The sequence below is a fragment of the Thiohalocapsa halophila genome (assembly GCF_016583825.1).
GTDB classification, from domain to species: Bacteria; Pseudomonadota; Gammaproteobacteria; order Chromatiales; family Chromatiaceae; genus Thiohalocapsa; species Thiohalocapsa halophila.
In genome coordinates, this window is the sequence record NZ_NRRV01000019.1 from 15,185 (window position 1) to 40,236 (window position 25,052).

At 68.9% G+C, this 25,052-nt stretch carries 21 protein-coding genes; 9 read left to right on the forward strand and 12 right to left on the reverse strand.

Going from position 1 to position 25,052, the window contains the following annotated elements:
- Positions 1-213 precede the first annotated feature (213 nt).
- The 6 genes from CKO31_RS09535 to CKO31_RS09560 all read right to left on the reverse strand — a co-directional run bounded on the left by CKO31_RS09535 (position 214) and on the right by CKO31_RS09560 (position 7,634).
- The gene (locus CKO31_RS09535) at positions 214-384 is read right to left on the reverse strand and encodes a hypothetical protein (RefSeq protein WP_242475268.1); all 171 of its coding nucleotides are present in this window, start codon (positions 382-384) and stop codon (positions 214-216) included.
- Between the two features lie 57 nt (positions 385-441).
- Entirely contained in the window at positions 442-1,422 is a 981-nt protein-coding gene (locus CKO31_RS09540) for a universal stress protein (protein ID WP_200236338.1), read from the reverse strand.
- A 268-nt stretch (positions 1,423-1,690) separates the two neighbouring features.
- A complete protein-coding gene (locus tag CKO31_RS09545; protein WP_200236340.1) occupies positions 1,691-2,701 on the reverse strand; it encodes a PDC sensor domain-containing protein in 1,011 nt (336 codons plus the stop codon).
- 166 nt (positions 2,702-2,867) lie between these two features.
- A complete protein-coding gene (locus CKO31_RS09550) occupies positions 2,868-5,510 on the reverse strand; it encodes a YbcC family protein (RefSeq protein ID WP_242475269.1) in 2,643 nt (880 codons plus the stop codon).
- A 36-nt stretch (positions 5,511-5,546) separates the two neighbouring features.
- Complete coding sequence (locus CKO31_RS09555) at positions 5,547-7,187, reverse strand: NADH-quinone oxidoreductase subunit L (protein ID WP_200236343.1); 1,641 nt, start codon at positions 7,185-7,187, stop codon at positions 5,547-5,549.
- Positions 7,188-7,442: 255 nt separating this feature from the next.
- Complete coding sequence (locus tag CKO31_RS09560; RefSeq protein ID WP_200236345.1) at positions 7,443-7,634, reverse strand: hypothetical protein; 192 nt, start codon at positions 7,632-7,634, stop codon at positions 7,443-7,445.
- A gap of 483 nt (positions 7,635-8,117) precedes the next feature.
- Between CKO31_RS09560 and CKO31_RS09565 the strand changes: the two genes are divergently transcribed.
- The 7 genes from CKO31_RS09565 (at position 8,118) to CKO31_RS09595 (ending at position 17,669) form a co-directional block, all read left to right on the forward strand.
- The gene (locus tag CKO31_RS09565) at positions 8,118-10,379 is read left to right on the forward strand and encodes a phosphoketolase family protein (protein ID WP_200236347.1); all 2,262 of its coding nucleotides are present in this window, start codon (positions 8,118-8,120) and stop codon (positions 10,377-10,379) included.
- A gap of 315 nt (positions 10,380-10,694) precedes the next feature.
- Positions 10,695-12,038, forward strand: coding sequence for a four-carbon acid sugar kinase family protein (locus CKO31_RS09570; protein WP_200236350.1), 1,344 nt, complete (start codon positions 10,695-10,697; stop codon positions 12,036-12,038).
- Between the two features lie 197 nt (positions 12,039-12,235).
- A complete protein-coding gene (locus CKO31_RS09575; RefSeq protein ID WP_200236352.1) occupies positions 12,236-13,720 on the forward strand; it encodes an FAD-linked oxidase C-terminal domain-containing protein in 1,485 nt (494 codons plus the stop codon).
- 137 nt (positions 13,721-13,857) lie between these two features.
- Positions 13,858-14,487, forward strand: a complete 630-nt coding sequence (locus CKO31_RS09580; protein WP_242475270.1) for a PIN domain-containing protein — start codon at positions 13,858-13,860, stop codon at positions 14,485-14,487.
- A 106-nt stretch (positions 14,488-14,593) separates the two neighbouring features.
- Positions 14,594-15,718, forward strand: coding sequence for a glycolate oxidase subunit GlcE (gene glcE, locus CKO31_RS09585; RefSeq protein WP_200236355.1), 1,125 nt, complete (start codon positions 14,594-14,596; stop codon positions 15,716-15,718).
- Positions 15,719-15,787: 69 nt separating this feature from the next.
- Positions 15,788-17,077, forward strand: coding sequence for a glycolate oxidase subunit GlcF (gene glcF, locus CKO31_RS09590; RefSeq protein ID WP_200236357.1), 1,290 nt, complete (start codon positions 15,788-15,790; stop codon positions 17,075-17,077).
- Positions 17,078-17,180: 103 nt separating this feature from the next.
- Positions 17,181-17,669, forward strand: coding sequence for a MaoC family dehydratase (locus CKO31_RS09595; protein WP_200236360.1), 489 nt, complete (start codon positions 17,181-17,183; stop codon positions 17,667-17,669).
- 156 nt (positions 17,670-17,825) lie between these two features.
- Here the strand turns inward: CKO31_RS09595 and CKO31_RS09600 are convergent, their stop codons facing one another.
- From CKO31_RS09600 to uvrB, 6 genes are all read right to left on the reverse strand, one after another.
- Entirely contained in the window at positions 17,826-18,371 is a 546-nt protein-coding gene (locus CKO31_RS09600; RefSeq protein ID WP_200236363.1) for a DNA-deoxyinosine glycosylase, read from the reverse strand.
- A gap of 28 nt (positions 18,372-18,399) precedes the next feature.
- Positions 18,400-19,329 (reverse strand): EamA family transporter, encoded by a 930-nt coding sequence (locus CKO31_RS09605; protein ID WP_200236366.1) that lies wholly within the window; start codon positions 19,327-19,329, stop codon positions 18,400-18,402.
- A gap of 56 nt (positions 19,330-19,385) precedes the next feature.
- Entirely contained in the window at positions 19,386-20,054 is a 669-nt protein-coding gene (locus tag CKO31_RS09610; protein ID WP_200236369.1) for a sulfotransferase family 2 domain-containing protein, read from the reverse strand.
- A 222-nt stretch (positions 20,055-20,276) separates the two neighbouring features.
- The gene (locus CKO31_RS09615) at positions 20,277-20,474 is read right to left on the reverse strand and encodes a BrnA antitoxin family protein (RefSeq protein ID WP_200236372.1); all 198 of its coding nucleotides are present in this window, start codon (positions 20,472-20,474) and stop codon (positions 20,277-20,279) included.
- Positions 20,471-20,755 carry a BrnT family toxin gene (locus tag CKO31_RS09620; RefSeq protein WP_200236375.1) on the reverse strand — a complete coding sequence of 95 codons (285 nt, stop codon included), beginning with the start codon at positions 20,753-20,755 and terminating at the stop codon, positions 20,471-20,473. Before CKO31_RS09620 ends, CKO31_RS09615 begins: the two co-directional genes overlap by 4 nt.
- 74 nt (positions 20,756-20,829) lie before the next feature.
- The gene (gene uvrB, locus CKO31_RS09625; protein ID WP_200236378.1) at positions 20,830-22,836 is read right to left on the reverse strand and encodes an excinuclease ABC subunit UvrB; all 2,007 of its coding nucleotides are present in this window, start codon (positions 22,834-22,836) and stop codon (positions 20,830-20,832) included.
- Positions 22,837-23,139: 303 nt separating this feature from the next.
- Here uvrB and CKO31_RS09630 point away from each other — a divergent pair, with 303 nt between their 5' ends.
- Complete coding sequence (locus CKO31_RS09630) at positions 23,140-24,327, forward strand: pyridoxal phosphate-dependent aminotransferase (RefSeq protein WP_200236381.1); 1,188 nt, start codon at positions 23,140-23,142, stop codon at positions 24,325-24,327.
- A 104-nt stretch (positions 24,328-24,431) separates the two neighbouring features.
- Entirely contained in the window at positions 24,432-24,986 is a 555-nt protein-coding gene (locus CKO31_RS09635) for a GspH/FimT family pseudopilin (RefSeq protein ID WP_200236384.1), read from the forward strand.
- The last annotated feature ends 66 nt before the right edge of the window (positions 24,987-25,052 follow it).

A 25,052-nucleotide genomic window follows, 5' to 3' on the forward strand; every position in this document is an offset into this window, starting at 1 on the left:
TCGGGCCTCCTGGCGTCGGCACCGACCTACAGGTTGCCGTGTTGCGTGTGGGTGCGCTCGATTGGCCCTGGCCGTCATCTGCAACATCCCTCCATGCGATTGCCTGATTTCATTCGGCTGTCGGTAAGCTCTCGGCGACGCGCTCGGGATCATTGTCCGCGCGCGGCGCGCGTCTCTTCGACCGCCAGCGCCAGCGCTGCCCCGGCCTCAAGATTAGAGCGTGCGCGCTTGAGCGACCAGTGATCGGGCACTCGCCTGATCCCGAATGCCGCGAAGGCGCAGGCTTTCTTCGATGATCGATGCGATCGAGCGCTTCTGCCTGGCCGCGGTCTCCTTCAAGGCACGGTGCAGAGCGGCTTTGAGCGTGATGGTCAGGCGACTCATGTCAGGTATCCGGTGTGAAGCATACGAACCGAGTCGCTGGAGAGCATCGAAGGCGCGCTACGCGAACGGCCCGAGCACCGGTGACACGAAGCCCTCGGGCTTCAGCGCCAGCACCGAGGTCTGGGCGCCCTGGAGCACGTCCTCTGCGGTGGTGCCGATGAAGAGGCCCGGCTCGCGCGGGCGGCTCAGGGTGGCGAGGACGAGGAGATCGCTGCCGAGCGCGCCCGCCTGTTGCAGCACCGTCGCCGCCGGCTCGCCGCAGACGAGGTGGGTGTCGCCGCCGTTCAGCCGGGCACGGTAGTCGGCGGCAAGCTCGGAGAGCGCCGCATCGTGCTCGCGCTCCAGCAGGCCGAGGACATCGGCGCGCTGCGCATTGTGGTCCACCGGGCCGGCCCCGGGGAGACTGCCGTCGAAGGGGGCCTGCCAGGCGTGCACCACGTCGAGCGCTGCGCCGTCGAGCCCCGCGATGGCCGCCGCCGTCTCGAGGATGGTCCTGTTCAGCGGCCGGCTGTCCGGCTGGGTTGCGTCCACCGCGGCGAGCACCCGGGTGCAGCGCGGGTCTGCGGCGGCGTCCGAGGGCTGTGCCGGCTGCCGTGGCTCGGCCTGCTCGGGCTCGCGGTCGATCCAGACCGGGCAGGGGCACTTGCGCAGCAGGTGCATATCGGTGCTGGCGAAGAGCCCGCGGCTGCTCGGGCGCTCGCGCGCCGGCTTGATGACCAGGTCGTGCCCGTCGCGCTGCACCGCCTGGACGACTTCGATGAAGGGCGTGCCGATGTTGACCCGCAGTCGCGGCGGCTGGCCCCGCACCCACTCTTCTGCGAGGTGGGTAAGCGCCCACAGGCGCTGCTCGCACTGCTGCACGTCGTCGGCAAGCCCGAAGCGCTGCACCAGCTCCGCGCTGATGCCGGACTCGACGGTGACGTCCATGAGCGTGAGCTTCGCGCCGTGCTCGCGGGCGAGGGCTACCGCGCGCCGGAAGGCCCGGGTGGGGCCGAACTCGCCGTCGGCGAAATAGAGGATATGCTTGAGGGCTTGCATGGCAGTGGGTCCGCTCCGGGGGTTGTGGTTTTTGGCCGCTGACGGGTTGTTGGGTTTCGCGAGCGTTATGGGTTGTGGAGCGTAGGGGCGTAGGTCGGGTTGAGCGGCAGCGAAGCCCGACGCCGGCCCACAACGAAAGGCCAGGACGCGTCGGTGCGCCGCAACGACATGTTGTCGTTGCCGCCGTTGCGCGGCCGATCCCGTCGGGCCTCCGGGCGTCGGCACCGACCTACCGGCCGCGGTGTTCGGGGTCGTTGCGTGAATTCGCCTACGCCGCCGCGGGCTCGCCGGCCGGCTCCGCATCCGCCGCCGTCGGCTCGGCGTTGCAGGACACGCCGGCGCCGATCCAGAAGTCCATGTCCTTGTCCAGGAATTCGTCCCAGCGCATGTAGTGCGAGCCGTCGCAGCTGAAGTTGAGCGCGACGACGCCGTTGAAGATGTTGAGCGACCCCGAGCGGAGGTAAATGTTCTCGTCCATGAATCTGAGCGCCTTGAAGGACTGGAATACCTCGCCCACGCGCGCGGCCGGGATCTCGGCTTCCTCGGGGTAGTCCCGCTGCGGATAGGCGAGCCGGGTGTCGGGGTTGGTCAGATCCTCGAAGTCCAGCACCCGAAAGCGGTAGGGGTCGTCCAGGGACCAGATCGTCGCCCGGGAGCTGGAGAAATGCAGCTTGCCGTGGAAGACGCCGTGGTCGGTGATGAGCCCCGCGAACAGCGCCAGCACGCTGTCGATGCGGCTGTCCATCAAGCTCTCCACCCGCTGCTGGTAGAAGAGCCCGCCGCGGATGGCCGGGTCGCCCTTGAGCTGAAGCCATTGGTCCGACTGGCGGTAGAGCTCGCGGGTCAGCGGCAGTTCGCGCAGGTCGAAGTCGGCGCCGAGGAAGCCGAGCAGGCTGCCGTCGGCGGCGGTGATGCGCTGGATGGCCGTCAGCGACGGGCGGCCCTGATTGCGGCTGAGGTAGGCCGGCGACAGCGAGAACTCGGCACCGGCCAGGGCCTCGGCCATGTAGGGGCGCTGGCTGCGGTCGCGGTCGTGGTGCTCCGGCATGGGCCCTTGGCGGGAGAAGTTACTGGTCAGTTGGCGGGCGTCCGCGTCCAGCAGGTAGAGGTACTTGCACGCCGGCAGCTCTGCGAGCGCACGCTCGAGAATCGCTTCCAGTGCGGCCCGCTCGCCCCAGGCCGTGCGGCAGGGTGCCACCAGCCGGTCCAGCTGGCCGGCGAGCCGGCCCCGGAGCAGCATGCGTTGGCGGGCGATGGCGGCTTGCAGTGCTTCGCTCATGGCGGTTACCTCGCGGTGGTGGTTGGCGGTCGAAAATCGCTATTGGCCTCGAGGGCGGTGCTCGCATCGGGCTGATGCCGTTCTACGCAAGGCCCGCAGGGCACCCGGCGCGGGCATCGAGCCCGCGCCGGGTGCAGCCGACTGGAAAGTCGGCGCTCCCAGCCCGTCAGGCGGCTGCCGGCAGCGCCTCTTGGCTCAGCTGCTGCCAGCCGGCGCCCGGCACGCGACGGTGCATGCCGCCGTCGTCGTCCATGCGAAAGAGATGCAGCCAGCCGTTGTCGAGCATCTGCCGCACCAGGTCGTGGCGGGCGATGATGTCGTCGATGGCCTGCTGCGGTGCCTCCAGGAAGACGCTCAGGCGCACGGGCTCGTGCATCCACTGCTTGCCGTCGTGCAGGGACTGCATGGGCAGACCGACCCGCAGGTCGCCGGCATTACCCTCCAGCACGCCGATGGCCCCGCCGACGACGTTGTGCAGCACCTTGTTGCCGCTGCCGAAGCGCCGGTTGTCCGTGGTGGAGCCGTAGTACTGCAGGTTGATCCAGCCGGCCACCACCATGGGCGCGGTCATGATGAGCTCCAGCACGCCATAGCCTTCATCCTGCTGCCAGTGGTAGTCGTGCAGGAAGGTGCGCCCGCCCAGGTCCAGCCCGCGGGTGCGCGCCCGGGGAGCGGCGATGAAGGCGGCGCAGCCCGCCAGCGCCCACTCGGGCCGCACCTGCGCCCAGTCGCGGCTGCGGTGCTGGACATTGGCGGTGACGGCGCGCAGGGACTGGCTCTCCAGGCCAAGACGCGCGGCGCGCTGCAGCCGGGTCAGCTCGCCGGCCTGCTTGAGCCAGCTCTTCAGCTCCGCCAGCTCCTCGGCATAGCCCGCCGGCAGCCGGTGGGTGTCGTAGAGCCTGACCGCGTCCGTGCAGGTGTCGTGCTGGGCGCCGATGAACCAGGTGTCCGCCGGGATCTCGATGCCGCGCGTCACAAGGCCCTTGCGCACCTGCGGGTCGTTCAGCAGCGCTGCACCGACGCGGGCGCTGGCCTCGCCGGTCATGCCGCCGCAGGCGCCGCAGTCCAGGCCGGTGGCGTGCGGGTTGTTGACCACGGTGCTGCCGTGGCCCACCAGCAGCACCAGGCGCGCGAAGTTGTCCGTCATGGACATGGCCTTGAGGATGCCCTCCGCCAGCGGCACGCGGTCGGCCTCCGGGATGCCGATGCTCTCGTGCTCATGATGGTGCGCGCAGGGGCCGTGGTGCGGGGTATCCAGCGTGGGGCCCACACGGCGCTCGGTGGCCTCGTCCAAGTGCAGGTCGTCCGGGGCCGCCACCGGGCGGCTCCAGCCGAAGCTGTCGGCGATGATCTTCGGCGCGTACAGCAGCAGACCCGCCGCCTCCACGAAGCTGAAGCAGCTGGAGGCGCCCATCTTGAATGCCTTCCAGGACTTGAGGATACCCGTGCGCCGGCGCTGGGTGGCGAGTGCTTCTTCCTCCTCATCCGCGTCGGCACCCTGGCCATGCTCATCGAGCAGGGCGGAGCAGACCTGGTAGGTCGGCGTCAGCAGCACCGGCATGTGCGAGCGCGGCTCGACGGCACCCAGCGGCACGTGCTCGATGGGCACGCCGAAGAAGCCGGCGAAGCCGAGCGTCTGCGCCTTGGGGCAGACCGTCTCGAAGGCGCGGCGGATGATCTCCGAGCGCACGTCGATGCAGAAGGCCGCCTGCACCGCGGGCCTTGTCTCCGGGGTCTTGCCGTCGCCGCCGGCCGCGAGCTGGTCGATGAGCCGGCGCTGATAGCCCTGCTCCAGCGCGGTGAGCAGCACGTGCTCCACTTCGGCGTCGTTGCCGCCGGTGGCCGTGCGGTCGCCGCCGACACCGGCGCCGGTGTCGCCGCGGCCGAGCCGGGCACAGATCTCGCGCCAGCGCGGGCGGATGGCCGGCGTGGACTTGTGCTCATAGAGCAGCATGTCCCAGGCGAGGCGAATGGCCAGCAGCTCGACGATGGTGTCGTCGCTGCCGCCGTTCAGCTCAGCCTCCCAGCGCAGCAGCCGCGTCCAAGCCGCCCAGCCGCCGATGTCCATCAGCGCCGCGTGCATATAGTCGAGCGCCGCGGTCTCCGGGATGCCGAGCCGGCGGATGGCCGAGGCGATGCAGGCCCGCGGCGACTCTGGCAGGGCCTTGACCCGGGCACGCATGCCGTCCTGTCCCATCATGGTCAGGCTGTAGTCCAGGGACGCGAAGCGCCGCCAGGCCGCATACAGCGACATGCCCTCCCAGGGCCGCTTCCAGGTGGCCTGGCCCATGTCGAAATAGGCCGCGCAGTGGTGGCTGATGCGCTCCACGACGAAGCTGGACCAATCATCGGCGTCCAGCTCGTCCACCAGGGCCGTCAGCAAGGGCACGCCACCGGCCGGGCCCTGACGCTCGGCGGCTGCGGCGTCGCGGAGCTGTTGCGGCGTGAGCCCGCTGCCGCAGAGGCAGGCCGCCTCGCACAGGTCGTCGTCGGTGATGCGGCCCGCCTGAAGCTGCTCGTGGTACCAGCTGCGGGGCATGTACATGCGCGCGTCGGCGATACGCCGCAGCGTCGCCGCCGCCTCCTCGAAGCGCTGGTCCACCAGCCCGTGGAAGGGGTTCACGGCGACGAAGCGGTCCAGGGGCCACACCGGCGCGATGCGGTTGCAGGCGGCCTCGATCTGCTGGTCCAGCGCCGGCGTCACCGGGTCGGCATCGGCGGGCATCAGGGGCTCGTAGCCCTCGTTGGTGGCCTCCTGCGGCAGCATCGCCAGGGTCTCGTCGTCGAAGCGCAGGTCTTGCGGGTTCATGGTCCTGTCCTCGTTGAGTGTGATTGCAGCCATGGGTCAGGCGGTGGCCGGAGTGGCCGTCAAGGATTGGCGGATGGGCCACAGGCGCACGATGAGCCGGGTCACCAGCACGTCGACATAGAGGCCGTTGTAGAGGTGCACCTGAATGGCCTGGCGCAGCCGGCCCTGAATGCGGGTGAACAGGTGCTGGAGCGTGATGAGCCCGACGAACACGGCGACGATGGCGATGCTGAGCCAGAGCTCGAAGGCGCCGCCCATGGTCTCCGCCGGGCGCACGCTGCCGATCAGCGCGTGCTCGAAGGCCGCATGCAGCCCGAAGTACGCGAAGCAGACGAAGGCACCGATGGCCGTGGCGCGGATCAGGAGCCGGGCGTTTTCCTCCAGCACCAGGGCCTGGAGCAGGAGCTGGGCCGTGGCGATGGCGACGATGGCACCGGTGACGATGAGCGCCGGCTGATGGGTCGGGTCCACGCCGAACGCAAAGCCGGCGATGAGTGCCGTCAGGATGGCCCCCTGGAAGGCCACCAGCCAGTGCCAGGCCTCGGGCGCGCCGCCCTTGAACTTGAGCGCAGGCGTCCGAAAGCCGTCCACGCTGCTGCCCGAGGCCAGGAAAGCATGGGCCTTGTAGAGCGAGTGGGCCACCAAGTGCAGCAGCGCCAGGCTGTAGAGGCCGAGGCCCGCTTCCATCAGCATGAAGCCCATCTGTGCCGACGTGGACCAGGCCAGGGACACCTTGATGCTGGTCTGTGTGAGCATCACCAGCGAAGCCACGGCGAGGGTCACCAGGCCCACCACGGCGAGGGCCTCCAGCGCACCGCCCGACACCGACATCACCGGGCTCATGCGGATCACCAGGAAGGCGCCGGCGTTGACGATGCCGGCGTGCAGCAGGGCGGACACCGGCGTCGGCGCCTCCATCACCTGGATGATCCAGCCGTGGAAGGGGAATTGGGCGCACTTCAGGATCGCCGCGAGCGCGATGAGCCAGGCGGCGACTTCGAGCGCCAGCGGCAGCGGGCCCTCGACGGTCTCCATGGCCGCGAACAGGGTCTGGAAGTCCAGCGTGTGCACCGAGGCGCCGATGAGCAGCACCGCGATGAAGAGGCTCGCGTCGCCGATGCGGCTGAACACGAACTTCTTGTGCGCCGCCATCTGCGCCGCCCGGCGCTCCGGGTAGAACAGCAGCAGCCGGTGCAGGTTCAGGCTGGTGGCCATCCAGGCCAGCGCGAACATCAGCAGGTTGCTCGACACCAGCAGCGTCAGGATTGCCGCCAGCGTCAGCATCAGCCACTTGTGGAAATGGCCCTCGCCGGCGTCGCCCGCCATATAGTTGCGGGCATAAGTGGTGACCACGGCGCCCACCAGGGACACCAGGGCGAGCATGATCACCGTGACGGCGTTGACGAAGACGCCGATGGCGAAATCGCCGACGCCGAAGGGCAGGGCGATGGCGAACAGATTCAGCGTCTGGGCACTGCCGAAGCCGGGTCCGGCGGCATAGCCCGCGAAGGCGACGATGGCCAGCGCGAAGGCGCTCCAGGCGACACCAGTGGCGAGCTTGGCCATGGTGGCGCCGTGGCGGTCGGCGGTGTCACGCGGCACGAAGCCGGTGAGCCAGAGGATCACGGGTGCCGCCAGGGCGGCGGCGGTGCTTACGGTGAAGGCGGTCGCAGACATGGTCTCCTCCTCGTTGAATCCCCGTTGCCCGGGGCACGGAGCGAAACATAGCCGCCTGCGTCACTTAGACAAGACTTAAGATTTCGATTTCTTGGATAGCCTCTGATCTATAGTTTTTCGGCCGACCGCCTGTAAGCCCAGCATCGGCGCCGGTTACGGGCTTTGTGCATTGCAGCACTGCGGTGCTTGCATTTCCGCATTGTGAAAACTTCTGCGTATCGTGAAAGCGCCGGTGTTGTGGCTCGCGCGGCGGACTCAGGGAATTTCCCAGTCTTCCACCGCACAGCAGCCGATGACCGCCGACAGATAGCCTTCCGGCCATTCGCTCTGCACCTGCTGGCGCACGAGTCGGGCCAGATACTGCGACAGCGGCAGATTCTCTGCGGCTGCGCGCCGGGCTAATTCGTCCGCCAGGGGGCGTTCCACGGAGAAGTACAGCTGCGGCATTGCTTGACTCCCGCGATGGGTTACATGCAGTGATGTGTGTAGCCTACATAGCAGCCGGCCGCAAGCTGCGACTGGAGATCCACGCCATGCGGCTCATCGACGCCCTCGCCGAGAAGAAGATCCAGGAGGGCATCGAGCGCGGCGATCTCGAGCGGTTGGGCGGCGGCTCTGACGCGGGCCTGCGATAGCCTGCCTGCGTGTCGGAGGACGGGGTGCTGAACAGAATTACGGGGACGGTAACCTTGATGCAGTCACGGGCTGTCGCGTGAGCAGGACTTTATTATGGTTACCGTCACCATAATTGCTGCTGCACCTCACAACGCTCAGCGCTCAGCAGTCTCGGCTCCGGTGAGGAATGCACCGTTTCTCGCATTGTGAAAACTATTGCTCATTGCGAAAAAACGCCCACGGCTTCAGCTTGACCGTACGCCGTGCCGCTGCCCCCGCGGCCCGTTTCGCCGTCCGTCAACCTGGAGCCCTGCCATGTCCGCCGTGCTGAGCACCCGCGATTTCGAGCCGTCCCTAACCTCCGCTCAAGCCTCTGCCGAGGCCGTCCCCGATTTCTGCGAAGGCATGCTGTACTTTGGCGAGCCCGATCCGCGTGATGCGGACCTCGCCTGTGAGCCGGTCATCGCCGAGGGCGAGACGGCCATCGCTGCCATCGACGCCGCCGCCGTCTACCAGACCCGGCTCGCCGCGGACGCCCTGCGCTACACGACGCTGCAGCTCTGCGCGTCCAAGCAATCAGGGCACCCCGGCGGCTTCGCCAGCTCCGCGGACGCCGTCGCGGCGCTGACGCTGCTCGGGCACAAGAACATCGTGACCGAGGTCGGCCACCATGCGCCGGGCTTCTACAGCGCCATGTTCCTGGACGGCTCCCTGGCCGGCATGGGAATTGAGACCATGACGGACCTCCAGGCGCGTTTCCGCGAGCGCGACGGCCTGCTCGGGCACCTCTCCGGCGCCATTCCCGGCCTGCTGGCACCGGCGGGCCCGCTCGGGCAGGGGCAGCACTTCGCCATGGCCGGGGCCTATCTGCATCCGGACAAGCTCTTCCCCTGCACCATCGGCGACGGCGGCCTGGGCGAGCCCTATGTGCTGAGCGCCATGAAGCACTTCCACACGGCCTATCCGGACATCACCAACTTCCTGCCGGTGCTGGTGTGGAACGGCTACAGCCAGGAGCACCATGCCATGGTCTCGCTGATGGACAACGCGGCCATGACCCGGCTCTGGCAGGCGCACGACTTCGAGCGCGTGATCCTGGTGGATGCGAAGGACTATGACGACGCCGGTCAGCCGGGCGCCTATGTGGACAGCACCCGTCTCGGCGAGCAGGCCCGGGACGCCTTCACCCGCGCGGTGCTGGAAGCCATGCAGGAGGCGGCCGAGTCCGCCATGAGCGGCACGCTCACCGTGGTGATCATCAAGCAGCTCAAGGGCGCCGGCGTGCATGCCAACGGCGCCAAGTCCCACAACCTCTACCCCGGCGACACGGCGGAGAAGCCGGCCATCGCCGAGGCCCTGGCGCGCGGCGCGCTGTCGCCGCAGCAGTGGGCCTTGGTGCGGCAGAATCTGTCCCGCGCCGGCGGCGGCCCGGCCGCCGAAGTGGCCGTCACCGAGCACGAGCGGGCGCTGGATGCCATCGGCACCCTGCCCACCCGGGCCTTTCCGGTGGGCGAGAAGGCGGTGCCCTCCACGGCCATGGCGGAGATGGTCGCGGCACTCGGTGAGCGGGACCCGGCCTTCATCGTCAGCAATGCCGACGGCACCGAGGCGAGTGCCATGAAGGTCATCAACCAGCGGCTCGGCATTCGCCATCCCACCGCCGACGAGCTCTATCATCAGGGCCCGAGCGGCCAGGTCTACGAGCCCTTGTCCGAAGACGCCTGCGCGGGCCTCGCCGCCGGCATTGCGCTCTTCGGTGGGCGCTCGCTGTGGCTCAGCTACGAGTCCTTCGCCATCAACGGCTGGCCCATTGTGCAGACCGTGGGCCAGGCCATGGCGGAGCTGCGCCGCAGAACGCCGGCGGTGGTGACCATGTTCACCGCCGGCGCCCTGGAGCAGGGCCGCAACGGCTGGACCCACCAGCGCCCGGAGATCGAAAACTACATCGGCGCCCAGATGCGCAACGGCAATGTGTATCTGCTCTACCCGAGCGACGCCAACATGATCCAGGCGGCCTACGCCTGGGCGGTGCAGCAGTCCAACAAGGCCGTCAGCATCGTTGCCAGCAAGTCCGCGCTGCCGGTGTACACCACGCCCGAGCAGGCGCAGCAGGCCATCGACCACGGCGCCGTCGGCCTGTACGAGTCCGACGTCGGCGCCGGCCCGCTGGTGGTCTTCGCCGTCACCGGCGACATGGTGCTGCTGCCGGTGTTTGCGGCCAAGGACCAGCTGGAGGCGGCAGGCAAGCGCGTGCGCATCGTCGCCGTTGCCAACCCGCGCCGGCTGTTCCGCCCCGGCGACGTCGCCTGGCAGCACAGCGCCGAGGCCGACGGTGTCTTCATGAGCGATGCGGCTTTCGCGGAGCTGTTCGACGGCGATGCGCTGCTGGCCGTCAGCGGCGGCGGCAGCACGGCCCTGGAGCCGGTCCTGCTGCGCACCCGGTCGCCGGCGCGGGACCTCATCGCCTGGCAGCGCGGCGAGACCACCGCGAGCCCGGCGGAGATCATGGCTTATAACGGCATCACGGGCGAGGCGCTGGCGGAGCGCGCTGTCCGACTGACGGGCGCACGCGGATAGGCTCAGGGATTGGAGTACGGAGTACGGAGTACGGCGCCGCCAAAGCGAGCGCCTATGGAACCGCCGCTGCGTCCTTCGGGAGCAGTTAGGGATTGGAGTACGGAGTACGGAATACGAAGTACGGCGCGGCCAAAGCGAGCGCCTACGGAACCGCCGCTGCGTCCTTCGGGAGTTGTTAGGAGTACAGGGTACGAATGACCGCGGGGTCAGGGCGTGAGGCGTCGAAACCGGCGCCTCGTACTCCGTACTCCGCACTTCGTACACCCCACTCAACCCCCACGCACCCAGCCCCTCGAACCTCGCCCCTCTCCGTAAATGACCACCACAAAGATCATCGCCATTGATGACGACCCCACCGGCTCGCAGACGGTCCACGGCTGCCTGCTGCTGACGCGCTGGGACGTGCGCACCCTGACCCGGGCGCTGCAGGACGACGCCCCGCTGTTCTTCGTGCTCAGCAACACCCGCGGCATGGACGCGGAGCGCGCGGCGAAGGTGACGGGGGACATCTGCGTCAACCTGCGGCTCGCGCTCGCCGACATGGCCGCCGCCGGCACGCCGGTGCAGCCCGTCATCGTGAGCCGCTCCGACAGCACCCTGCGCGGCCACTACCCGGTGGAGACGGATGTCATCGCCGCCGAGCTCGGGCCCTTCGATGCGCATTTCCTGGTGCCGGCCTTCTTCGAGGGCGGGCGCATCACCCGCGACGGCACCCATTATCTGATTGTCGACGACCGGCCCGTGCCGGTGCATGAGACCGAGTTTGCGCAGGATTCGGTGTTCGGCTTCAGCACCGCCTTCCTGCCGGACTATGTGGAGGAGAAGACCGGCGGGCGCATCCCGGCGGGCATGGTGGAGCGCTTCGGGCTCGACGACCTGCGCGGTGACCCGGGTCGGCTGCAAGCGCGACTCATCGCCCTCGACGGCAACGCCTGCGGCGCCGTGGACGCGGAGCGGCAGGCGGACCTGGACGCCTTCGCCGCGGCCGTGCTCGCGGCCACCGAGCAGGGCAAGCGCTTCCTGTTTCGCAGCGCCGCGAGCCTGCTGACCTCGCTGGCCGCGCTGCCGACCCAGCCGGTGGCGCCCGCCGACATGGGGCAGTTCACCCGCGGAGACGCCTCCGAGAAATGGCCGGGGGTGGTGCTCATGGGCAGCCATGTCGGCAAGTCCTCCCGCCAGCTGGAGCACCTGATCGCCAACACCGACATCGCCGCGCTGGAGGTGGATCTGGACCGCCTGGCCGACGCGGACGCGCTCATCGCAGACCTCATCGCCGGCGTCGAAGCGGCTGCGGCCGAGGGCCGTGGTGCGGTGCTCTACACCAGCCGCGGCGAGTACCGCTTTCCGAGCAAGGCCGAGCGCCTGACCTTCGGCGAGCGGGTGTCGGACCTTCTGGTGCGCATCGTGCAGAGCCTGCCCCCGGATATCGGCTTTCTCATCAGCAAGGGCGGCATCACCTCCAACGACACCCTGAGCAAGGGCCTCGCGCTCACCACCGCCCGGGTGCTGGGCCAGGTGCGCGCCGGCTGCTCCGTGGTGCGCTGCCCCGCGGATCACCCGCGCTTTCCGGAGCTGCCCGTGGTGATCTTTCCCGGGAATGTCGGCGGCGACGAGTCGCTGACCGAGGTCTACCGGATCATGAGCACGCCCCCACAGTGATCCCGGCCCGTGGGAGCGGCATCCCTGCCGCGATCGGCGTGTGGGAGCGGCATCCCTGCCGCGACGGCTTCCAGAACCATGCCAGCTGGGCGTCGCGGCAAGGATGCCGCTCCCACGGCGAACGATGACTCCCGGCTTGCAAGCCGGTCGGCTCCGCCGCAGCATGCACAGCAACAGCGCGAATGCACGACACTGCCATGCCCAGAATCCCAGACGAACGCCCACTGAACCCCAAGCCCGAGATCGTCGACGCGCTGAGGCGCATCCTGCCGGCGGCCTCGGTGCTGTCCACGCCGGCGGAGCTCGGGCCGTATGAGTGCGACGGGCTGACGGCCTTTGCCCAGCGCCCGCTGGCGGTGGCGCTGCCTGAGACCATCGCCCAGGTACAGTCGGTGCTGAAGCTCTGCAGTGACATGGCCGTGCCGGTGGTGGCCCGCGGCGCCGGCACGGGCTTATCCGGCGGCGCGCTGCCGCTGGCGGACGGGGTGCTGCTGTCGCTGGCCAAGTTCAACCGGCTCATCGACATCGACCCGGACAACCGCACCGCGCGGGTCGAGCCCGGCGTGCGCAACCTCGCCATCAGCGAGGCGGCGGCGCCCCACGGGCTCTACTATGCGCCGGACCCGTCCAGCCAGATCGCCTGCACCATCGGCGGCAATGTCGCCGAGAACTCCGGCGGTGTGCATTGCCTGAAGTACGGGCTCACGGTGCACAACATCGTCAAGCTCAAGCTGGTCACCGTCGACGGCGAGCTGTTCGAGGTGGGCTCCGAGGCATTGGACTCGCCGGGCCTCGATCTGCTGGCGCTGATGACGGGCTCCGAGGGCATGCTCGCGGTCATCGTCGAAGTCACCGTCAAGCTCCTGCCCCAGCCCGAGCGCGCCCAGGCGCTGCTCGCCGCCTTCGACAGCGTCGAGACCGCCGGCGCCGCGGTGGCACAGATCATCGCCGCCGGCATCGTCCCGGCGGGCCTCGAGATGATGGACAACCCGGCCATCCGCGCCGCTGAGGACTTCGTGCATGCCGGCTATCCGGTGGACGCCGCCGCCATCCTGATCTGCGAGCTGGACGGCTTCAACGCCGAGGTCTCGACGGAGGTTATGCGGGTGCGCGAGCTGCTGCTCGCCGCCGGCGCCAGCGACGTCCGCACCGCCCGCGACGACGCCGAGCGCATGATCTTCTGGAAGGGTCGCAAGGCCGCCTTCCCGGCGGTGGGGCGCATCTCGCCGGACTACTACTGCATGGACGGCACCATCCCCCGCAAGGAGCTGCCGACGGTGCTGAGCCGCGTCGCCGAGCTGTCCAGTCAGTACGGCCTGCGCGTGGCCAATGTCTTCCACGCCGGCGACGGCAACCTGCACCCGCTGGTGCTCTATGATGCCAATATCCCCGGCGAGCTGGAGCGCGCCGAGGAGCTGGGCGGCGACATCCTCACCCTGTGCGTCGAGGTCGGCGGCACCGTCACCGGCGAGCACGGCGTCGGCGTCGAGAAGCTGAACCAGATGTGCGTGCAGTTCAACAGCGAGGAGCTGACTCAGATGCATGCCGTGAAGGCCGCCTTCGACCCGCACGGACTGCTGAACCCCGGCAAGGCGGTGCCGACGCTGCACCGCTGCGCCGAATTCGGTGCGATGCATGTGCATCACGGCGAGCTCAAGTTTCCGGAGCTGCCTAGATTTTGAGCGATAACCGGTGGTCGATGGCCGAGAAAGGGCTGAGGGCCGAGGGCTGAGGTCCGGCGCATCCTCAGCCCTCAGCCCTCAGCCCTCAGCCCTTGGCCTTCAGTCCTGCCTGCAGAACCTTCTACGAGGCCCGGTAAATGGACGAACGCCCCGGCGACGCGATGCCGACAAAGCTCAACCACGTCCTCATCGACTTCGAGAACGTGCAGCCGAAGAACCTGTCGCTGCTGGTGGGCAAGGGGTATCGGGTCCACGTCTTCGTCGGCGAGAACCAAGCCAAGCTGCCCTTCGAGCTGGTGGATGCCATGCAGCAGCTGGGCGACGCCGGGCGCTATGTGAAGATCGCCGGCAACGGCCGCAACGCCCTGGATTTTCACATCGCCTTCACACTGGGCGAGCTGGTGCACCAGGACCCGAAGGGCTACTTCCACGTCATCAGCCGTGACACGGGCTTCGACCCGCTCATCAAGCACCTGCGCCGCCTCGGCATCGAGGCCCACCGCGAGCAGGACCTCGCCGAGATCCCGCCGCTGCGCACGCCGGCGACGGTGGCCGAGGGCGACAAGGTGGGCGTCATCGTCAAGAACCTCGCCGGCCGCGGCCAGTCCCGTCCGCGCAAGGTCAAGACGCTGGCCAATACCATTTACTCCCTGTTCAAGCCGAAGCTGGAGGAGGGCGACGTGGACCAGCTCATCCGCGACCTGCAGGACCAGGGCTACATCACCCTGGACGGGGATAAGGTGTCTTACCGTCTGCCCCGAGACTGAAACCCCAAAAAACGGTGACAGTTAATCTAATTGATCCCGCAGACGACCAGTCTGTACGATCTGATCGGCCCTCCCAGCGGATCGAGAACGAGCCCCAGCGTTGTCCATGATGCCAGCCGAAAACCCAAGCATCGACGCCGAGCAAGTCCTCGCCGAGCAGGTCCGCGCCGCGGTCGCCGCCGGCCGCCGCGTCGCCATCCGCGGCGGCGGCAGCAAGGCCTTCTACGGCAACCCGGTGACGGCAGACGCGGCGCTGGACTGCACGGCCCACACCGGCGTCGTCGCCTACGAGCCCACGGAGCTCGCCATCACGGTGCGCGGCGGCACGCGACTCGCCGAGGTCGAAGCGCTGCTGGACGAGCACGGCCAGCAACTGCCCTTCGAGCCGCCGCACTTCGCTGCCGGGTCCGAGCCCGGCGCGTCGACGGCCACCATCGGCGGTGCCGTCGCCGCCGGGCTGTCCGGCCCCCGGCGGCCCTATGCCGCAAGCGTTCGCGACGCGGTGCTCGGCGTGCGGCTGCTGAACGGGAAGGGCGAGGTGCTGGAATTCGGCGGCCGGGTGATGAAGAACGTCGCCGGCTATGACGTCTCGCGGCTCATGGCGGGCTCCCTCGGGGTGCTTGGTGTGCTGCTGGAGGTGTCGCTCAAGGTCATTCCGCGGGCGCCCGGTACCCTGACGCTGGTGCGCGAGGAGACGCTGTCCGGGGCGCTGGACCTGCTGCGGCGCTGGTCCCGCAAGGCGCTGCCCATCACCGCCGCGGCTTGGCTCGACGGGCGGCTCCATGTGCGGGTGGACGGCGGTGAGGAAGCGCTGGCGCAGACGCAGCGCATCGTCGAGGGCCTGCCGCTGGAGGCGGCCGACGCGTTCTGGCGGGATCTGCGCGAGCAGCGCCTCGGCTTCTTTGCCGGCGATGCGCCGCTGTGGCGCTTGTCTCTGCCGCCGGCCACCGCCGCCGAGGCCACGGCCGGCCTCGGCGCCGGCGAGTCTCTGATGGAGTGGGGCGGGGCCTTGCGCTGGCTGCGCGGCGAGCTGCCGCCGGCGCGGGTGCGGGAGGTCGCAAAGGCTGCCGGCGGCCACGCGACCCTGTTCCGTATCGGCGGCGGCGAGCCGCCCGCGGATGGGGTCTTCGCGCCACAGGCCGCCGTGGCGCTGCGCCTGCACCGGAACCTGAAGCGCGCCTTCGACCCGGAAGGGATATTGAACCCGGGACGGTTATATCCCGACCTCTAGCGCGTCGCCCGGCGGTGCGGCTGCCGCCCGCCGATGCCCCCAGCGCAAGCAGCCGAGCCTCAGTCCGCCATGCAAACCAACCTGCTCTCCGAGCTCGCGAGCACCGACGCCGGCCTGGAGGCCGACCGCATCCTGCGCAGCTGTGTCCACTGCGGCTTCTGCACCGCCACCTGTCCCACCTACCAGCTCCTCGGCGATGAGCTGGACGGCCCGCGCGGGCGCATCTACCAGATCAAGTCCCTGCTGGAGGGTGATGAGCCGACGCGCACGGTGCAGACCCACCTGGACCGCTGCCTCACCTGCCTCAACTGCATGACCACCTGCCCCTCCGGCGTACAGTACGACAAGCTGTTGGCCACCGGCCGCGAGCTGGTGGAGGAGCAAGTCCAGCGCCCGCTCACGGAGCGGCTGCTGCGCCGTGTGCTGCGGCTGGTGGTGCCCTATCCGCGCCGGTTCACGCCGCTGCTCAAGCTCGGGCAGAGCGTCAGGCCGCTGCTGCCGGCGACGCTCAAGGCCAAGCTGCCGGACGGCGGGGCGCTCGGCCCGCTACCGCAAAGCCGCCATCGGCGCCGGGTCCTCATGCTGGAGAACTGTGTGGAGCCGGCGCTGACGCCCGCCGCCGTCGGCGCGGCGATCCGGGTGCTGGACGCCGCCGGCATCGAGGTGATCCGCCCCGGCGGCGGCTGCTGCGGTGCCGTCAGCGAGCACCTGGCCGCAGGTGATGAGGCCCGCGGCTTCATGCGCCGCAACATCGACGCCTGGTGGCCCTACATGGCCCCGGACGCGGCCGATCCGGCGGAGGCCATCGTCGTCACCGCCAGCGGCTGCGGCGCCATGGTCAAGGACTACGGCCATCACCTGAGGGACGACCCGGCCTATACCCATAAGGCCGCCCGGGTGTCCGAGCTGGCGCGGGACCCGGCCGAGCTGCTCAGCGCCGAGGACCTCGCCCGACTGCCGGACCCCATTGCCCGGGGTGTCCCGCAGCACATCGCGTTCCACCCACCCTGCACCCTCCAGCACGGCCAGGGACTCATGGGCCGGGTGGAGGGTCTGCTGCGCGCCGCCGGCTTCGAGCTGTCGCCCGTGCGCGATGCCCACAGCTGCTGCGGCTCCGCCGGCACCTATTCCATCCTCCAGGCCGAGCTTTCCAACCAGCTGCGGGCGCGCAAGCTGGAGGCGCTGGAACAGGGCGGCCCGGCACTCATCGCCACGGCCAATGTCGGCTGCCAGACGCATCTCGCCGGCGGCGCCGAGGTGCCTGTGGTGCATTGGCTGGAGCTGTTCGACCCGGCGCCGGCTGCGCGGCGCTGGCAGGGTCTGCGCGCCGACACGAGCACGCAGTCCGCGGCGGCCTGAGGAGGGCTGACTTGCGCCCGGTCGGGGCAAGCGGCGCCGGCACGGGCTATCATGAAGGGTTCGTGTCTGTCGGTCCGTTTCCATGCCAGGGAGAAACCCGCCCATGACCCGAACCCGTTGCTTGACGGCGAACATGCTCGAAGAGGGCATGCGCCACGAGGCGCGGCTCGCCTTCACCCGCGAGCAGGTGGATCAGTACTGCGATTTGGTGGGCGACTACAACGCCATTCACCGCGACCTGGACGCAGCGCGTCTGCGCTTCCCGGACATCCACGACATCGTCGTGCCGGGCGGGCTGATCCAGACCACCGTCTCTGCGCTCTTCGGCACCCTATTTCCGGGTGACGGCACCCTCGGGCTCACCTTCTGCCCGGAGCGCTTCCGCCGGCCGATTTGCCCGGGCGATGAGATTGGTGTCACGCTGACCGTCGCCCGCATTTTGCGCGGCGGTATCGTTGACATCGCCATCGAGGTGCGCGACGCGGCCGGCGAGCCGCTGTCGTCCGGCACCGCCCGGGTGCTGGCGCCGGATCAGGCCTATCAAGATTGGTGGCAAGAGAACGTGGACGCCACCACCGAAGGCGGCTGCTGAAGCCCCCGACGCCATGACGGCGGCCGGTGCGCTGTCGGGCCTCCTGTCGTCGGCGCCGACCTACCCGGGCGCCGTAGGTCGGTGCTGAGCGGCAGCGAAGCCCGACGCGATGGCGGTGGTCGGTGCGGTGTCGGGCCTCCTGTCGTCGGCGCCGACCTACGCGGACCCCGCGATCTTGTCCAGAATCACCCGCCAGGCGTGCAGCTTGGCCTCGAACCGCATCCCCGCATGCGCCGGGCTCGTGGACGGCAGGCGCAGGCGCTCGATGCCGGCTTGCTCGGCTGCCAGCGTCGGCAGCACGCGGCGGCGGAATTCCCGCTCGGCGGTGCCGCCGTTGAAGGCGATGCATTGGATGCTCGGGTGAGCCGCCAGTAGGGCCGCGAAGTCGTTGACCTGCACCGTCTCCGGGCGGATGTCCGCATCCAGGCTGCCGGGCCGGGCGCAGGCGGCGATGACGTCCCACAGCGCGATGCCGTGGTTGCGCAGGGCCCGGGTGCGCCCGGCATAGTCCGTGCCCGCGGGCAGGCCCAGCAATCGCTCCATGATGGGCCAGAAGGCGTTGCGGGCATGGCCGTAGTATTGCCGGCGGGCGAGCGATGCCTCGCTCGGCATGGAGCCCAGGATCAACAGCCGCGGCGCGTCGCCGAGCACCGGCGGAAAGGCGCGACGAATGGGCAGCACGGGGTCGGCGGGCTCGCTCATCGGAGGCTCGGGCCGGCGGGCGAAGCCGTCAGCTGGCGACGATCACGGCCACGCCGGCCACCATCAGCGCACCGGCGGCCAGGTGCGAGCGCAAGCCCATCTCGCCGAACACCAGGGCGCCGTAGAGGATGCCGAACAGCAGGCTGGTGCGCTTGATGGCGATCATATAGGCCACCTCCACCCGGGCGATGGCCAGGAAATGGGTGAAGGCCATGAGCCCATGCAGGGCCGCCACCGTGAGCACCGCCCGCGGGCGGCGCAACAGCCCGCGGGGTCCGAGCAGCGCCAGTCGAGCGCCCGGAGTGCCGCCGGCGCCCTTGCCTGGGCCGAGGCGCAGCGGCAGTGCCCACACCAGCGGCATCGTGAGCCCGAGCACCAGGAAATAGAAGGGCCCGAAGTAGGCCGGCGGCAGGTAGTCCAGCACGGCCTTGCCCATGGTGGCCGTGAAGCCGTAGAGCAGCGCCACGGCGAGCATCATCCGCGAGCCCGGCTCCCAGAAGATGGCCGCCAGGGGTGCCGCCCAGCTGCGCACCTTGGCGAGCCTGGCGTGGCGGACGTTGAGCAGCCAGGCACCGGCCACCACCAGCAACACGCCGAAGGCGCCCTGCGCCGACACCTGCTCCCCTAGCAGCACATCGGCAATCACCAGCACGAACACGGGCGTGAACGCGAGATAGGGCAGAGTCAGGGACAGCGGATGATCGCGGATGGCGGCCATGTACAGCAGCATCGCGGCGATCTCCAGCGGCAGCATCGCCGCGAGCCAGCCCCAGAAGGGGGCCGGCAGGGTCCCGAGCGCCGGCATCCCGAGCAGCAGCGGCGACAGCAACAGGCCGCTCACCGAGAAGCGCACGACGCTCACCTCGGCGGCGGAGTAGTCCTGGAGCCAGGCCTTGGTGGCGGCATCCGCGGACGCCAGGGCCGCCGCCGACAGCAGCGCGAGCAGAAACCAGTCCATGTTGGGTGTTGCAGGCGGGCAGGGCGATGAATGGCGGCGCGCGACGCGCGGCGGGCTCAGTCGTCGGCGGGGTCGAACGCGTAGCCCAGCAGCGCGATGTCGCGGGCGAAATGACTGGCGACGAGCTCGGCGGTGTCGGCGTCGTAGTAGCTGCGGTAGTCGTGCGCGCGGTCCTTGGCTTGGCGGCGGTGCGGGAGCTGGACCTGCGTGAGCCCGATGCGCCGGCAGGCCTCGTCGAAGTCGGCTTCCAGACGCTCGTAGCGGCCGATGAAGTCCACGACAATGTTGCCGTGGAGGTCCATGAGATAGTCCGTCTGCAGCTCGATGGAGGTATCCACATGGAACTGGTAGCGGCGGCCCGGGTCCAGCTTCCAGCGCAGGAAGCCCGCGAAGTCGTCATGGCCGCCGAGGAATTGCGGGCGCTCGCGGCGGATGTGGTGGAAGGAGCTCACCTGGAGGTCCCAGGGGTTGCGCACGAACGCGAACTTGAACAGCGTATCGAACCACTCCTTCGGCAGCAGCTCCTTGGCGGCCACGACCTTGGCGTGCCGCGGCAGCTTGGTGGCAATGCGGTGCCCGCTCAGGTGGCTGAAGCGGCTGCACAGGAACATGGGCCAGTACCAGGGGTCCGCCCAGCGCCGCCGCTGGAGTGCCGCGCGCACGCTGGTGCCGCCGGTCTTGGCGATGTGCACGAACAGGAAGCGGTGTTTCGGCGACAGCAGCATGGGGCCGCATTGTAGCGGCTCGGTGCTCCGTGCCGGCCATTGCAGCGTCGCAGCAGCTTTGGGGATCCTTCGGCTCAGGGGCGATGCGGGGCCGCGAGGTCTGAGCCACGCGACCCAAAAGCGAGTTTGGACGGCTGCGGATGCCCAAGCTCGGCTTGGTGCCAGGCATGCGCGAAGCCATCGAGGGCCGTGCCCGGATCAATGACACTGATTTCCACTCGATTAATCTGACAATCGCCCTGCGATCTCGATATCCTTGCGAAGCAGGTCGTTGACCAGCGTCTGGACGTCCGTGCCCTCCCCGTGGCGGCGCAGATGCTGGAGAATATCGGCATCCAGATAGATCGGCAGCTCGATTTCGCTGGCGGGGACGTAGAACTTGCCTTGCTCGGCATGTGAAAAATCGTACTCGTCTTTCATCGCTGCAACCTGGATTCGTAGGTGGCGTGCTCGCGGCGAGTTGCCTTGCGCGCAGAGATGATTCGTATTCTGCCGGAACTGCGGTCGGTGTGCACAACGACGACGAGCCTGTTCGGGGCGGCTGCGCCGAGCAGTACCCAGCGGTCTTCCAACGCCGAGTGCTCCTCATCCGGCAGGTTCAGTGCAAACGGGTCGGAGAAGGCATAGATCGCCTGACGGAAGTCGACGCCGTGCTTGCGTCTGTTCGCCTGGTTCTTGCGCTCGTCCCACTCGAACTTCATGGCTCAGGCGACTCTCGTACGCATGACAGGGCAGCTCAATAGGCCCGAAGTCGGCGCCGACTTGGCGTCGGCGCTCAAGCCGCCAGGCCCCGCCCCCGCAGCTCCTTGATCTGGTCCCGGATCGCCGCCGCGCGCTCGAACTCCAGCTCCCGGGCGGCGCGGTACATGTCCTTCTCCAGCTGCTTGACCTTGGCGGCCATCTGCGCCGGGGTGAGATCGGCGTACTCGGCGATCTCGTCGGCGACGCGGGCGTACTCGCGGGCGCTCTTGGGCGCGCCCGGCACATGGGCCTCCATGATGTCGGCGACGGCCTTCTTGATGGTCTGGGGCGTGATGCCGTGTTCTTCGTTGAAGGCGATTTGCTTGGCGCGGCGGCGCTCGGTCTCGTCGATGGCGCGCTGCATGGAGCCGGTGACGGTCTCGGCGTAGAGGATGGCCTTGCCGTGGGCGTTGCGGGCGGCGCGGCCGATGGTCTGGATCAGCGAGCCCTCGGAGCGCAGGAAGCCTTCCTTGTCGGCGTCGAGGATGGCGACCAGGCTCACCTCCGGCATGTCCAGCCCTTCGCGCAGCAGGTTGATGCCCACCAGCACGTCGAACTCGCCCAGGCGCAGGTCGCGGATGATCTCCACCCGCTCGACGGTGTCGATGTCGCTGTGCAGATACCGCACGCGCACGCCGTGCTCGCCGAGATAATCCGTCAGGTCCTCGGCCATGCGCTTGGTGAGCGTCGTCGCCAGCACGCGCTCGTCGGCGGCGACGCGCTCGCGGATCTCGCTCAGCAGGTCGTCCACCTGGGTCAGCGCCGGGCGGACCTCCACCTCCGGGTCCACCAGGCCGGTGGGGCGCACCACCTGCTCGATGACGGCGCCGGAGTGCTGGGCCTCGTAGTCCCGCGGTGTGGCCGAGACGTAGATGGCCTGCGGCTGGCGGGCCTCGAATTCCTCGAACCGCAACGGGCGGTTGTCCAGCGCCGACGGCAGCCGGAAGCCGTACTCCACCAGGTTCTCTTTGCGCGAGCGATCGCCGCGGTACATGCCGCCCAGCTGGGGCACGGTGACATGGCTCTCGTCGATGACCAGCAGGGTGCTGGATGGGATGTAGTCGAATAGCGTCGGCGGCGGCTCGCCGGGACCGCGGCCGGACAGGTACCGGCTGTAGTTCTCGATGCCGGAGCAGTAGCCCACCTCCACCATCATCTCCAGGTCGAAGATGGTGCGCTGCTCCAGGCGCTGGGCCTCCACCAGCTTGTCGTTGGTGCGCAGCCATTCCAGGCGCTCGCGCAGCTCGTCCTTGATCTGCTCTACGGCGTTCAGCACCGTCTCCCGCGGGGTCGCATAGTGGGTCTTCGGGAAGACGGTGTAACGGGGCACCTTGTACTTGAGCTCGCCCGTCAGCGGGTCGAACAGGGACAGGGCCTCCACCTCGTCGTCGAAGAGCTCCACGCGCAGGGCCTCGTCGTCGGACTCCGCCGGGTAGATGTCGATGACGTCGCCGCGCACCCGGTAGCTGCCGCGGTTCAGCTCCACCTCGTTGCGCCGGTACTGGAGCGCCGTCAGCCGCCGCAGGATGGCGCGCTGATCGATCTGCTCGCCGCGGGACAGGTGCAGGACCATCTTTAGATACGCCTCCGGATCGCCCAGGCCGTAGATGCTGGACACCGTGGCCACCAGGATGACATCCGGGCGCTCCAGCAGCGCCTTGGTGGCGGACAGGCGCATCTGCTCGATGTGCTCGTTGATGGAGGCGTCCTTCTCGATGTAGGTGTCGGAGGCCGGCACATAGGCCTCCGGCTGGTAGTAGTCGTAGTAGGAGACGAAGTACTCCACGGCGTTGTGCGGGAAGAATTCGCGCATCTCGCCGTAGAGCTGCGCGGCGAGGGTCTTGTTGGGCGCCAGGATCAGGGTCGGGCGCTGCACCTCGTTGATGACGTTGGCGATGGTGAAGGTCTTGCCGGAGCCGGTGACACCGAGCAGCGTCATGCCGGCTTCGCCGTCGCGCAGACCCTCCACGAGCCGGAGGATGGCGGCGGGCTGGTCGCCGGCGGGTGGAAACTGGGATTCGAGCTCGAAGGGCTTGGACATGATGCTGTGTGTCGAGGGCGCCGTCGTTGCAGGCGGATGCCATGAGGCTCAATGATTGGCTATTATTCGGGCTGCATTCGACGCTTGCCAAGCGGCGTCGACGTCCGATCAACGGGCTACGCGGGCACCGCGTCAGAGGCCGCGGCGCTAAGGTGCTGGCCCGGCCGGCGCGGAATGCTCGCCCAGGCCTGTGCGCGACGCGATGCAAAACGCCCCGCCCAGGCGCGACACCGGCCTGTGCGCCCGACCCCCAGCCCAATGCCGCCATTCGCCCACCCAAAGCCGTAGCAGCAGACCAAGCCGATGACCATCAAGCTCTCCGCCCGTGTCCAGGCCGTGAAGCCCTCGGCCACCCTCGCCATCACCGCCCGCGCCAAGGAGCTCAAGGCCGCCGGCAAGGACGTCATCGGCCTAGGCGCCGGCGAGCCGGACTTCGATACGCCGGACCACATCAAGCAGGCCGCCATTGCGGCCATCAACGAGGGCTTCACCAAGTACACCGCCGTGGACGGCACGCCGGAGCTCAAGCGCGCCGTCATCGCCAAGTTCCAGCGCGACAACGGCCTCGACTACCAGCCGGACCAGATCCTGGTGTCCTGCGGCGGCAAGCAGAGCTTCTACAACCTCGCCCAGGCCTTGCTGGACCCCGGCGACGAGGTGGTCATCCCGGCCCCCTACTGGGTGTCCTATCCCGACATGGTGCTACTGGCGGGCGGCAAGCCGGTGATCGTCGATGCCGGCGCCGAGCAGCGGTTCAAGATCACGGCAGAGCAGCTGCGCGCGGCCATGACCGAGCGCACCCGGCTCGTGGTCATCAACAGCCCGTCCAACCCTACGGGCATGGCCTACGGTAAGGCCGAGCTGGCCGCCCTCGGCGAAGTGCTGCGGGACTATCCCAACGCGCTCATCGCCACGGACGACATGTACGAGCACATCCGCTGGGACACGGCCACGCCCTTCGCCAATATCCTGAACGCCTGCCCGGACCTCACCGACCGCACCCTGGTGCTCAACGGCGTCTCCAAGGCCTACAGCATGACCGGCTGGCGCATCGGCTACGCGGGCGGCCCCGCCGAGGTGATCAAGGCCATGAAGAAGGTCCAGTCCCAGAGCACCTCCAACCCCACCTCCATCAGCCAGGTGGCCGCGCAGGCGGCGCTGGAGGGCCCGCAGGACTGCATTGGCGAGATGCTGACGGCCTTCAAGGAGCGGCACGACTTCGTCGTCGAGGCCCTGAACGTCATCCCCGGCGTCCGCTGTCTGCCGACGGACGGCACCTTCTACGTCTTCCCGGAGGTGAGCGGCCTCATCGACCGTCTGGACGGTGTTGGCAACGACCTGGAGCTTGCCGAGTACCTCATCGAGCAGGCCGGAGTCGCGCTGGTGCCGGGCTCGGCGTTCGGGCTCGACGGCTGCGCACGCATCTCCATCGCCACCAGTCGGGACAACCTGGAGCAAGCCATGCAGCGCATCGCCGCCGTCGCCGGCTGAGGCGCCGCAGGATTCCACGGCGACGAGAGTTTTAGGCGGTCCCGGCTTAGACGGCGAAGTGTGTTCTAGTGGCGAGTACGCAGGACCGATGCCGAGATCACGCCATGACCATCGCAGTCGCCCGACAGCCGCAGCGCGGCGTGACGCTCGTGGAGCTGCTGATCACCATGAGCATCGTCGTGATCCTGATCACTGTGGGCGTCTCGGGCATGAGGATGGTCATCAAGCGCAATGCCCGCGCGGCGGAAGTCAACACCATGGTGGGGCACCTGAACTTCGCGCGGGCGCAAGCGATTATGCGCGCGGCGAACGTCCGGGTCTGTCCTGCCGATCCGCACGACCTCAGTGCGGGCTGTGATGCTGCGCCGACCAATGGCTCCTGGAGCGACGGCTATGCAATCGTGGAGCTGGACGCGGCAGGGGGCACGGCTTCGGTGCTGCGCGTGCAACAGGGCGCGCGCGCCGTGGACATCATCGGCAACCGGGTGTGCTTCGAGTTCGAAGACGACGGAACCCTGAAGTTCGGCGGCTGCTCAGGCCCCGGCAGTATTCGCTTCTGCGACCCGGACCCCGACGGCATGGACGCGGCCAGAGTCGTGGTCTCGTCCATGGGCCGGATCAGGCTGGAAGAAACCGGCGTCACCTGCCCGGACAGCTGAGCGGCGGGCGCGCAGTCGCAGTGCCGCCGACGGCCAGCCGTGCTGATCGGCAATGGCCAGCGCCCG

What these genes read in the sequence shown, in the direction of transcription:
- CKO31_RS09615 (WP_200236372.1), bottom strand. Translation starts at nt 20,474, where the DNA reads ATGAAAGACGAGTACGATTTTTCACATGCCGAGCAAGGCAAGTTCTAC.
- CKO31_RS09570 (WP_200236350.1), top strand. Translation starts at nt 10,695, where the DNA reads ATGACCACCACAAAGATCATCGCCATTGATGACGACCCCACCGGCTCG.
- glcE (WP_200236355.1), top strand. Translation starts at nt 14,594, where the DNA reads ATGATGCCAGCCGAAAACCCAAGCATCGACGCCGAGCAAGTCCTCGCC.
- CKO31_RS09535 (WP_242475268.1), bottom strand. Translation starts at nt 384, where the DNA reads ATGAGTCGCCTGACCATCACGCTCAAAGCCGCTCTGCACCGTGCCTTG.
- CKO31_RS09565 (WP_200236347.1), top strand. Translation starts at nt 8,118, where the DNA reads ATGTCCGCCGTGCTGAGCACCCGCGATTTCGAGCCGTCCCTAACCTCC.
- CKO31_RS09605 (WP_200236366.1), bottom strand. Translation starts at nt 19,329, where the DNA reads ATGGACTGGTTTCTGCTCGCGCTGCTGTCGGCGGCGGCCCTGGCGTCC.
- CKO31_RS09610 (WP_200236369.1), bottom strand. Translation starts at nt 20,054, where the DNA reads ATGCTGCTGTCGCCGAAACACCGCTTCCTGTTCGTGCACATCGCCAAG.
- CKO31_RS09580 (WP_242475270.1), top strand. Translation starts at nt 13,858, where the DNA reads ATGGACGAACGCCCCGGCGACGCGATGCCGACAAAGCTCAACCACGTC.
- CKO31_RS09540 (WP_200236338.1), bottom strand. Translation starts at nt 1,422, where the DNA reads ATGCAAGCCCTCAAGCATATCCTCTATTTCGCCGACGGCGAGTTCGGC.
- CKO31_RS09635 (WP_200236384.1), top strand. Translation starts at nt 24,432, where the DNA reads ATGACCATCGCAGTCGCCCGACAGCCGCAGCGCGGCGTGACGCTCGTG.
- CKO31_RS09595 (WP_200236360.1), top strand. Translation starts at nt 17,181, where the DNA reads ATGACCCGAACCCGTTGCTTGACGGCGAACATGCTCGAAGAGGGCATG.
- CKO31_RS09545 (WP_200236340.1), bottom strand. Translation starts at nt 2,701, where the DNA reads ATGAGCGAAGCACTGCAAGCCGCCATCGCCCGCCAACGCATGCTGCTC.
- CKO31_RS09550 (WP_242475269.1), bottom strand. Translation starts at nt 5,510, where the DNA reads ATGAACCCGCAAGACCTGCGCTTCGACGACGAGACCCTGGCGATGCTG.
- CKO31_RS09630 (WP_200236381.1), top strand. Translation starts at nt 23,140, where the DNA reads ATGACCATCAAGCTCTCCGCCCGTGTCCAGGCCGTGAAGCCCTCGGCC.
- glcF (WP_200236357.1), top strand. Translation starts at nt 15,788, where the DNA reads ATGCAAACCAACCTGCTCTCCGAGCTCGCGAGCACCGACGCCGGCCTG.
- CKO31_RS09555 (WP_200236343.1), bottom strand. Translation starts at nt 7,187, where the DNA reads ATGTCTGCGACCGCCTTCACCGTAAGCACCGCCGCCGCCCTGGCGGCA.
- CKO31_RS09560 (WP_200236345.1), bottom strand. Translation starts at nt 7,634, where the DNA reads ATGCCGCAGCTGTACTTCTCCGTGGAACGCCCCCTGGCGGACGAATTA.
- CKO31_RS09600 (WP_200236363.1), bottom strand. Translation starts at nt 18,371, where the DNA reads ATGAGCGAGCCCGCCGACCCCGTGCTGCCCATTCGTCGCGCCTTTCCG.
- CKO31_RS09620 (WP_200236375.1), bottom strand. Translation starts at nt 20,755, where the DNA reads ATGAAGTTCGAGTGGGACGAGCGCAAGAACCAGGCGAACAGACGCAAG.
- CKO31_RS09575 (WP_200236352.1), top strand. Translation starts at nt 12,236, where the DNA reads ATGCCCAGAATCCCAGACGAACGCCCACTGAACCCCAAGCCCGAGATC.
- uvrB (WP_200236378.1), bottom strand. Translation starts at nt 22,836, where the DNA reads ATGTCCAAGCCCTTCGAGCTCGAATCCCAGTTTCCACCCGCCGGCGAC.